Source organism: Streptomyces sp. NPDC057474 (assembly GCF_042802555.1).
GTDB lineage: Bacteria > Actinomycetota > Actinomycetes > Streptomycetales > Streptomycetaceae > Streptomyces.
Genome location: NZ_JBHVDX010000303.1, coordinates 1 through 9,779 on the forward strand (window position 1 = coordinate 1; position 9,779 = coordinate 9,779).

The following is a 9,779-nucleotide window of genomic DNA, read 5'->3' on the forward strand; positions in this document are numbered from 1 at the left end:
GCGGTGCGCACAGGTGTGCACCGCCCACCGGGCATTGCCGTGTTTCCGGCTACTTTGCGAGGTCACGGACCGTTCCTGTGGACTGAGCAGGAGTGCGTCCGCTCAGGCGCACGCCCCGAACGGTCTTGCGCGTACTGGTCCCCGGCGTACTCGACCCCGGGGCGGCGACACGGATCCTGTCCGTGGTCCGAACCCGGGAGGCCGGCTCCCTTACGACCTGGCCAGACGGGCACGGCCAGAGGCGACGGGGAGGCCCCGAACCATCACTCGGTGGAGCGGGGCCCCGCACGCCGGCGCGGTACCCGGTGTCCCGGATCGCACGACCCCGTGGCCCGAACGGACCAGGACGCCGCAGGCCCGGAAGTCGACCATCACGCGATCGAGTTGAACCGCCCTATTGCACACACCGCGCTGCCCCTTGACACCCTCTTCCCGAGACAGGCACATTGAGTTGCGCAACCTGAACCATGTTGCGCAGACAGCAACTGAACCGGCTGGACTGGTTCTCAATCGGAGGTGCGGCGATGGCGGGACCCCGAGTGGTCATCATCGGAGCGGGCGTCGTTGGCGCGGCCCTCGCGGACGAGATCTCCGCGCGCGGCTGGACCGAAGTGACCGTGGTCGACCAAGGCCCGCTCCCCGCCACCGGGGGCTCCTCGTCACACGCCCCGGGCCTGGTCTTCCAGACGAACCCCTCCAAGACCATGACCGAACTGGCGCGCTACACCGTCGAGAAGTTCTGCTCCCTCGACGTCGACGGCAAGCCCTGCTTCCTGCAGGTCGGCGGCCTCGAAGTGGCCACCACCCCCGAGCGCCTGACCGAACTGCACCGCCGCCACGGCTGGATCACCGCCTGGGGCATCGAGTCCCGCCTGCTGAGCGCCGACGAGTGCGTCGAGCAACACCCGCTGGTGAACCGCGACAAGGTCCTCGGCGGCCTCCTGGTACCGACCGACGGCCTCGCCAAGGCCGTCCTCGCCGTCGAGGCACAGATCCGCCGGGCCACCGAGCGCGGTGTGAACTTCCTCGCCCGTCACGAGGTCCTCGACGTCCTGCACACCGACGGCGAGGTGACCGGCGTCCTCACCGACCAGGGCGAGATCCCCGCCGACATCGTCGTGTGCTGCGCCGGCATCTGGGGCCCGAAGATCGCCCGCATGGTCGGCATGAACCTCCCGCTCACCCCGCTCGCCCACCAGCTCGCCTGGACCGGCCCGGTACCGGCGCTGGCCGGCCAGACCGAGGAGGCGGTCCGGCCGATCCTGCGCCACCAGGACGCCGACCTCTACTACCGCGACCGCTTCGACGGCATCGGCATCGGCTACTACGGCCACCGCCCGATGCCCATCACCGCCGACGACATCCTCTCCGTGGACGAGGCCGACGACATGCCGTCGGTCCTGAAGTTCACCGAGGACGACTTCGCCGACGCCTGGACCGAGACACAGTCCCTGCTGCCCGCGACGGCCGAGGCCAAGATCGAGGAGGGCATCAACGGCCTGTTCTCCTTCACCACCGACGGCTACCCGCTCCTCGGCGAATCCCCGGACGTCAAGGGCTTCTGGGTCGCGGAGGCCGTGTGGGTCACGCACTCGGCGGGCGTGGGCCGGGCCGTCGCCGAATGGCTGGTCGACGGCCACTGCTCCTCCTTCGACCTGCACGAGTGCGACGTCAACCGCTTCGAGCCGCACCAACTGTCCCCGGAGTACGTCCTGGCCCGCGACTGCCAGAACTTCGTCGAGGTCTACGACATCCTCCACCCCCTCCAGCCCTCCGGGAAGCCGCGCCCGATCCGCACCAGCCCCTTCCACGCCCGCCAGCAGGAACACGGCGCCGTCTTCCTGGAGGCGAACGGCTGGGAGCGCCCGCAGTGGTACGAGGCCAACGCCGGGCTGGTCGAAGGCCGCAACATCCCGACCCCGAACGACTGGGCCGCGCGGTACTGGTCGCCCATCGTCGGCGCCGAGGCCCAGGCGACCCGCGAGACCGTCGCGATGTACGACATGACGGCCCTCAAGCGCCTGGAGGTCACCGGCCCCGGTGCCGCCGACTTCCTGGAGCGACTGGTCACCGGCAAGGTCGCCAAGTCCGTCGGCTCGGTGACGTACACGCTGTTGCTGGACCACGACGGAGGCATCCGCAGCGACATCACCGTGGCCCGGCTGGCCCGTGACGTCTTCCAGGTCGGCGCCAACGGCAACCTGGACCTGGACTGGTTCACCCGCCACCTCCCCGCCGACGGCACGGTGCAGGTCCGCGACATCACCCCCGGCACCTGCTGCATCGGCCTGTGGGGTCCGCTCGCCCGCAAGGTCCTCCAGCCCCTGACGGACGAGGACTTCTCAGGCGACGGCCTGAAGTACTTCCGCGCCAAGCGCGCCCACATCGGCTCCGTCCCGGTGACGGCCATGCGTCTGTCGTACGTCGGTGAACTCGGCTGGGAGCTCTACACCACGGCCGACCTGGGACAGAAGCTGTGGGACACCCTGTGGGCCGCCGCCCAGCCGCTCGGTGGCGTCATCGCCGGGCGCGGCGCGTTCAACAGCCTCCGCCTGGAGAAGGGCTACCGCTCCTTCGGCACCGACATGACGTACGAGCACGACGCCTACGAGGCCGGCGTCGGCTTCGCCGTCAAGCCCGACAAGGGCGACTTCATCGGCAAGGCGGCGCTTGAGCGACGCAAGGCCGACGTACGGCGGAAGTTGACCTGCCTCACCATCGATGACCCGCAGGCGGTCGTCATGGGCAAGGAGCCGGTGTACGACGGTGAGCGGGGCGTTGGTTACGTGACGAGTGCGGCCTATGGCTACACGATCGGGAAGGGGATCGCTTACGCGTGGCTGCCGGCGGAGCTGGCGGCGCCTGGGACCACGTTGCACATCGGGTACTTCGACCAGCGCGTCGAGGCGGTTGTGGCCGAGGAGCCGTTGTTCGATCCGACGATGTCCCGTCTTCGTGGGTGAGGGGTTCGAACGGGGTGCCGGGACGGGTTGTTGGGCGGCTGCGGGTTTGTCGTGGCTGGTCGCGCAGTTCCCCGCGCCCCTTGAGGGGCGCTGCAGCGCAGGTTTTCGAAAGGAGTACCGTCGGTGACCGCACAGCTGCTTGATGGGAAGGCGACGGCCGCGGCCATTCGCCGCGAACTTGCCGATCGTGTCGCCAAGTTGACGACGGGCGGAGGTCGTCCGCCCGGTCTCGGTACCGTCCTGGTCGGTGACGATCCCGGCAGTCGTGCCTACGTCGGCGGCAAGCACCGGGACTGCGCCCAGGTGGGCATCGCCTCGATCCGGCGCGAGCTGCCCGCCGACGCGAGCCAACAGCAGGTCGAGGACGTCATCGACGAGCTCAACGCCGACCCGGCCTGCACCGGCTACATCGTGCAGCTCCCGCTCCCGCGCCACCTGGACGCGGGCGCCGTACTGGAACGCATGGACCCGGCCAAGGACGCAGACGGCCTGCACCCCGTCAGCCTCGGCCGGCTCACCCTCGGTGTCGAGGCCCCGCTGCCCTGCACCCCGCGCGGCATCGTCGAACTGCTCCGCCGGTACGACGTGCCGATCGCCGGAGCGCGGGTCTGTGTGATCGGACGCGGCATCACCGTGGGACGCCCCCTCGGTCTGCTTCTCACCCGCAGGTCCGAGAACGCCACCGTCACCCTCTGCCACACCGGAACCAAGGGCCTGGCCTGGCACGTACGCGAGGCGGACATCGTCGTCGCGGCGGCCGGCTCGCCCGGGCTGATCACCAAGGACATGCTGCGCCCCGGCGCGGCCGTCCTGGACGTCGGTATCACCCGCACCGACGAAGGGCTGGTCGGCGATGTGCACCCGGACGCCGCCCAGGTCGCCGGATGGCTCGCGCCGATGCCCGGGGGCGTGGGACCGATGACGCGGGCGATGCTCCTCGCCAACGTCGTCGAGGCTGCCGAGAGCAACGCGAACGCGAACGCCGTATGAACCTGCCCCTTCCCGAGGACGGAGCCGTCCGATGAGCCCTCGCACGCCTGGCGCCGAACTCCCACCCTCCTCGTCGCAGGCCCACGCGCCCGCGACCTCCTGTCCCACGGCTGCGCCCTGGACCTGCACCCACGCGCCTTCGGAGCCGGACGCTGTGCCCAGACCACCCTGGGGCGCACCCAGATCGTTCTGGTCGCCCGCGACGAACCCAGCTCCGGCTTCTGGGTACTGATCCGCTCATCCTTCGCCGGGTACCTGACGGACCGGCTGCTGGACGCGGCGACGGAGGACATCTGAACGACCTTGGTCGGGGTGAGCACCCTCGGCTTTCGGGGCGCCGGCAGGGAGGCGGCGCTCCGCTCCGTAGTCGTGGGTGCTACCCGAGCCAGGCCTTGACCTTGTCCGGGTTGGCCGCGACCCACTTCTTCGCCGCCGCCTCCGGTGTCATCTTGTCGAGCGCGATGTACTTGGCGACGGTGTTCTGGTCGTCGTTGGTCCACCTGAAGTTCTTCACCAGGTCGTAGGCCGGACTGCCGGACTTCGCGAACCGGGTGCTGACGATCTTGTCGAGGTCGAACACCGGATAGTCGCAGGCGACCTTCGCCGGGTCCGCGTCGCAGCCCTCCGTGTGCTTGGGCAGCTCGATGTGGACAAGCGGCACCTCCGAGAAGAACCACTGCGGCTCGTAGAAGTAGCCGATCACCCACTTCTTGTTCTTCTCGGCGTCCCGGAACGCCTGGATCAGTGCGGTCTCGCTGCCCGCGTACACCACCTTGAAGTCCAGCTTCAGGTTCTCCACCAGGGCCTCGTCGTTGGTCTGGTACGACGGGTCGCCGTCGAGGAGCTGGCCCTTGTTGCCCGACTCGGAGGTCTTGAACTTCGAGGCGTACTTGTCGAGGTTCTTCCAGTCGGTGATGTCCGGGTACTTCTTCGCGATCCACGGCGGGATGTACCAGCCGATGATCCCCTTGTTGCCGGTCGAGCCGAGGTCGACGGCGGTCTTCTGCTCGGTGATGTACTTCTTCCTCAGGTCGTCGTGGCCCCAGTTCTCCACGATGGCGTCGACCTCGCCCGTCTCGAACCCCTGCCAGCCGATCTCCGCCTTCAGGTCCTTCTCGACCACCTTGCAGCCGAACTCCGTCTCCGCGACGTAGGCGATGACCGCCGCATTGGCCTCGTAGCCCACCCACGGGTTGACCGCGAGGTTGAAGGTGCCGCACTTGCCCGAACTGCCGCCCCCCGCGGCTGAGTCGTCGCCGACCTTCGCCCCACCACAGGCGGTCAGGGCGAGACCGAGCACGGCCACCCCCGCCGCGCCGGAACGCCACCGTCCTGCTCGCTGTGCCATGGTCCTGCTCCTTGCGCGGAGTCGAAGTACGGAGTCGAAAGCGGTCATGTGATGTCCAGGGCGCACCGGAAACCCACGTTGCCGGTCGCCGAGTCAGGGACGAGGCCCTGCCGCGCGGCGACCCGGTAGCGGCGGCAGTACGACGCGTGGCACAGGTAGGAGCCGCCCTTGGCGACACGCTGCTGCCCGTGGGAGAAGAGGTCCTCGCACCATTCCCAGACGTTGCCGGTGGTGTTGTACAGGCCGAAGGCGTTCGGCTCGAAGGCGTCGACCGGACAGGTGCCGTACCAGCCGTCGGCTGTAGGGTGCCGGTTCGGGAAGTCGCCCTGCCACACATTCATCCGGGGACGGCCTCCCGGCTCGAACTCGTCGCCCCAGGGGAACACCTTCGCGTGCAGTCCCCCTCGGGCGGCGCGTTCCCATTCCGCCTCGGTGGGCAGGCGTTTGCCGGCCCAGGCGCAGTAGGCGCGGGCGTCGTCCCGGTCGACATGCACGACCGGATGATCCGCCCGGTTCTCCCAGGTGGAGTGCGGTCCGTCGGGACGACGCCAGTCGGCGCCCTCCACCTGCCGCCACCAGGGCGCGCCCACCACGCCCCGGGTCGGCGGGAAGTCGTCCGGGAGCAACCCGGCGAAGACGAACGACCAGCCGATCCGCTCGGCGGAGGTGCGGTACCCGGTGTCGGCGGCGAAGCGTGCGAACTGTGCGTTGGACACCGTGCAGGCGTCGATCCAGAACGCGTCCACGTGCACCGTGCGCACCGGCCCTTCCCCGTCGGCCGGGTAGGCCAGCGGGTCCTCGCTGCCCATGAGGAACTCGCCGGCGGGGACGGCCACCATGCCCTCGGTGGCCGCCGGGAGGACGGTGGACAGCCGGGGTCCCGGCGCCCGGCCCGGGGCCCGGCCACCGGACGGCGTGCAGCAGCTCATTGGGCCCCCATGACGCGCCGGTGCAGCCCGCCGTCGAACTCGGACGGTTCGGCGCTCCGGTCGTCCAGGTCGATGCGCACCGTGTGAATGGTCCCGGTGAACTCGTTGTCGAGAATGGGATAGTCGTCGGTGACCGGTGTGCTCAGGTCCACGCCGACGTCGAGCGTCTCGTCGAAGGAGAAGTAGTACGGGATGGTCTGCTCGATCCGGCCGGTCGCGTGCTTCTCACCGTCCACCAGGAGTACGGCGGTCCCGCCCTTGCCGAGCCCTCCGCCGTCGTAGTCGAACTCGAGCCGGATCTCGTGGCGCCCCGGTGCCAGGGGCTCGCCCCCGCGCACCGTGTACAGATTCATGCCGAAGTAGTTGTAGGCGTAGGCCGGCCTGCCTGCGGTGACGTACAAGGACCAGCCGCCGAACCGGCCGCCCTGCGCGATGATCACGCCCTCGGCCGCCTTCTCCGACAGGTTCTCCGGTAGGTTCTCCGGCAGGTCTACGTCGGCCGTGATGCTGTGGGAACGGTTCTTGACGTTGGGTGTGGTCTCCTCGGTGAACCGCCGCATTCCCGCGCGGTAGGTGACGGACGTCCGGTCGCCGATCAGATCGATACGGCCGGCCACGGCGGGGTTCTCCCGCTCGGTGACCCGGTCGTCCAGGGGGAAGACCTGGTACTTCGCCGCCTCGATCAGGAACAGGTCCTGCAACTGCCGCAGTCTGAGCGGGTGTTGGGCGGCGAGGTCGTGCGCCTGACTCCAGTCCTGGCTGAGGTCGTAGAGCTCCCAGACGTCGTCGGCGAACCTTCGGTCCCCCTCCGGCACCATCTCCCAGGGGATGCCGTGCCGGGTCACCGCCATCCAGCCGTCGTGGTAGATGCCCCGGTTGCCGCACATCTCGAAGTACTGGGTACGGCGATGCTCGGGCGCCCGGGGGTCGGCGAGGGTCCGCTGCATGCTCGTCCCCTCGATGGGCTGCTGGGGAACCCCGTCGACGCTGAACGGCGCCGGAACTCCCACACAGTCCAGGATCGTCGGCAGTACGTCGATCACATGCGAGAACTGGTGCCGCAGCCCGCCGCGCTCGGGGACCCCCCGCGGCCAGTGCAGGATCATGCCGTCCCGAGTGCCGCCGAAGTGCGAGGCGACCTGCTTGGTCCACTGGTAGGGGGTGTTCAGCGCCAGCGCCCATCCCGCCGGGGCGATCGGGTAGCTGAGCGGGCCGCCGATCTCGTCGAGGTGGCCGATCATCTCGTCCGGGTCGTCCACGATGCCGTGCCCCAGCCGGTGCTCGACGATCGTCCCTTCGATGCCGCCCTCACCCGATGCGCCGTTGTCGCCGAGGATGTAGAGCACGATCGTGTCGTCCAGAACGCCGAGTTCGTCCAGGGCGTCGACGAACCTGCCGACCTGCACATCGGCGTGTTCGGTGAAGGCGGCGAACGTCTCCATGAACCTGGCCGCCAACCGGCGCTGGTTGTCGCTGAGTTGGTCCCAGTGCGGGACACCATCGGCCCAGGGGGCGAGTGCCGCGTCCCCGGGTACGACGCCGAGTTCCTTCTGCCGTTCCAGGGTCAGTTCGCGCTGCCGGTCCCAGCCGTGGTCGAACCGTCCTCCGTACTTCTCCTGCCACTCGCGGCCGACGTGCAGCGGAGCGTGCGCGGCACCCAGCGCGAGGTAGGTGAAGAACGGCCGGTCCGGGGTCAGCGTGCGCTGGGTGCGCACCCAGTCGATGGCGTGGTCGACGAGATCCTCGGACAGGTGGTAGCCGTCCTCGGGCCGGCGGTCCGGCTCGACGGGGGTGGTGCCCTGGTACAGCAGCGGATACCAGTGGTTCATCTCGGCACCCATGAACCCGTAGAAGGTGTCGAAACCCTCCCCGGTCGGCCAGCGGTCGAAAGGCCCCACCGCGCTGATCTCCCGTGGCGGCGTCTGGTGCCACTTGCCGAAGGCGGCCGTGCTGTAGCCGTTGCCCTGCAGGATCTGGGCCATGGTCGCCGCGCTGCGCGGCCGGAACCCGTTGTATCCGGGGGCCGCGGTGGTCATCTCGGTGGTGCCGCCCATGCCGACCGAGTGGTGGTTGCGCCCGGTCAGCAGGGCCTGCCGGGTCGGCGAGCACAGGGCCGTCACATGAAAGCGGGTGTAGCGCAGCCCGTTGTCCGCGAGGCGTTCCGCGGCCGGCATCTCGCACGGCCCGCCGAACGCGCTGGAGGTGCCGAAGCCGAGGTCGTCGACGAGCACGATCACCACGTTCGGCGCGCCCTCGGGCGCAGGGACCGGGCCGATGGGGGCGAAGGGGGTCTCCTGGTCGTGGACGTCCATCGCGGTCGTCAGGGGCCGACGGGAGTCGGGTCGCGGAAGTACGTGCCGTCCGGCGTCGAACTGGGTCATTTATTTCTCCGATTCGCTGCTCCGGAATGCGCCGGCCTGCGATGCGGTAAAAGTCTCAGCCGCTGCTCAGGCCGGTCAACAAGGCGCCTTGAATTCCTGCGAACCGGTTTTGAATGAAGGCGATAGAGAACTTCTATACCTACTGGACGGACGCCAGGTCCACGAACGCCTGGGCGGCGGGGGACAGCGGGCCCGATCGCCAGACCAGCCGGCCGTGGCGCAGCAGTCGCGGCCGATGGGACAGCATCCGGGCCCCGCGCAGCGCGGCGTCCCGGGCCATGGAGGCGGGCAACAGGGCGGCGCCGACGCCGGCGAGGACCAACGGCACGATCATCGCGCGGTGCGCGGTTTCCACCGCGATCCGCGGTGCGACCCCCAGCGCGGTGCACACGTCGTCCACCGCGGCCCGGGTCTCGGTGCCCGGCGGCGTCACGATCAGATCCAGAGCCGCAAGTTCCCGCGAGGTGATGGTGTCGCCTGCCGGATGAGGGTGGTCGGTGGGCAGCACGATGTGCATCTCCTGCTCCGGCAGGTCGATGCCACGGAGGTCCGCCGTGGTCACCGAGGCGTCCACCAGCCCGAGTTCGCAGAGCCCCGCCGCGACCATCTGCGCCACGGCAGGGCCCCGCTCCGGGTCGACCACGCGCACGGAGACCTTCGGATGCGCGCGATGGAAGCGCCCCAGCATGCCCGCCAGGGGGTCGACCGACAGGGTCGTCTGCGAAACGATGTCGAGCCGACCGCCGCTGAGCCCGAGCACCTCCCGCACCAGGGAACTGGCCGTGGACAGGTCACGCAGCACCTGCTGGGCCGGTCGCACCAGCGCCTCGCCTGCCGCGGTGAGGGCCACGCCGTGCGGCAGCCGGTGAAACAGTTCTCCGCCGAATTCACGCTCCAGGGATCGGATCGCGTGCGACAGCGAGGGCTGAGCGACATGGAGCGCACCGGCCGCGGCGGTGAATCCGCCGTGCTCGACGACGGCGACGAAGTATTCCAGCTGGCGTCGTTCCATCGGGTCTCCGTCGCTTCACCGTGCATCCCGGCGCCACCGCCCGCCCCGGACGGACGAGTGGCGGGAACAGTGTCCCCCGGCCCGGCCGGGTGAGTGATCCCCGCCTGCTGGAAACCTGGAAGCAGCGAAGCGCCCGGTCCGTCGACCGTGACGGAC

6 protein-coding genes and 1 pseudogene are annotated in these 9,779 nt (G+C 69.6%); 3 read left to right on the forward strand and 4 right to left on the reverse strand.

The genetic code is table 11. The features are described 5' to 3' along the window. The first annotated feature begins 524 nt into the window (after positions 1–524). From ACFU53_RS43560 to ACFU53_RS43570, 3 genes and pseudogenes are all read left to right on the forward strand, one after another. Complete coding sequence (locus ACFU53_RS43560) at positions 525–2,963, forward strand: FAD-dependent oxidoreductase (protein WP_384005340.1); 2,439 nt, start codon at positions 525–527, stop codon at positions 2,961–2,963. Between the two features lie 123 nt (positions 2,964–3,086). Continuing rightward, entirely contained in the window at positions 3,087–3,953 is an 867-nt protein-coding gene (locus ACFU53_RS43565) for a bifunctional methylenetetrahydrofolate dehydrogenase/methenyltetrahydrofolate cyclohydrolase (RefSeq protein ID WP_384005342.1), read from the forward strand. A gap of 63 nt (positions 3,954–4,016) precedes the next feature. Further along, positions 4,017–4,250 (forward strand): annotated as a pseudogene (locus ACFU53_RS43570) (sarcosine oxidase subunit gamma family protein); the annotation flags it as partial. A 79-nt stretch (positions 4,251–4,329) separates the two neighbouring features. On the opposite strand, the gene ACFU53_RS43575 reads toward ACFU53_RS43570, so the two are convergent. The 4 genes from ACFU53_RS43575 to ACFU53_RS43590 form a co-directional block, all read right to left on the reverse strand. After that, positions 4,330–5,301, reverse strand: coding sequence for an ABC transporter substrate-binding protein (locus ACFU53_RS43575; protein ID WP_384005344.1), 972 nt, complete (start codon positions 5,299–5,301; stop codon positions 4,330–4,332). Positions 5,302–5,345: 44 nt separating this feature from the next. After that, positions 5,346–6,230, reverse strand: a complete 885-nt coding sequence (locus ACFU53_RS43580; protein ID WP_384005346.1) for a formylglycine-generating enzyme family protein — start codon at positions 6,228–6,230, stop codon at positions 5,346–5,348. Next, the gene (locus ACFU53_RS43585) at positions 6,227–8,611 is read right to left on the reverse strand and encodes an arylsulfatase (RefSeq protein WP_384005348.1); all 2,385 of its coding nucleotides are present in this window, start codon (positions 8,609–8,611) and stop codon (positions 6,227–6,229) included. The genes ACFU53_RS43580 and ACFU53_RS43585 overlap by 4 nt, the downstream gene beginning before the upstream one ends. A gap of 139 nt (positions 8,612–8,750) precedes the next feature. Continuing rightward, complete coding sequence (locus ACFU53_RS43590; RefSeq protein WP_384005350.1) at positions 8,751–9,623, reverse strand: LysR family transcriptional regulator; 873 nt, start codon at positions 9,621–9,623, stop codon at positions 8,751–8,753. Between the last annotated feature and the right edge of the window lie 156 nt (positions 9,624–9,779).

Coding starts and splice junctions, on each gene's coding strand:
- ACFU53_RS43560 (WP_384005340.1), top strand. CDS start 525: ATGGCGGGACCCCGAGTGGTCATCATCGGAGCGGGCGTCGTTGGCGCG.
- ACFU53_RS43575 (WP_384005344.1), bottom strand. CDS start 5,301: ATGGCACAGCGAGCAGGACGGTGGCGTTCCGGCGCGGCGGGGGTGGCC.
- ACFU53_RS43580 (WP_384005346.1), bottom strand. CDS start 6,230: ATGAGCTGCTGCACGCCGTCCGGTGGCCGGGCCCCGGGCCGGGCGCCG.
- ACFU53_RS43585 (WP_384005348.1), bottom strand. CDS start 8,611: ATGACCCAGTTCGACGCCGGACGGCACGTACTTCCGCGACCCGACTCC.
- ACFU53_RS43590 (WP_384005350.1), bottom strand. CDS start 9,623: ATGGAACGACGCCAGCTGGAATACTTCGTCGCCGTCGTCGAGCACGGC.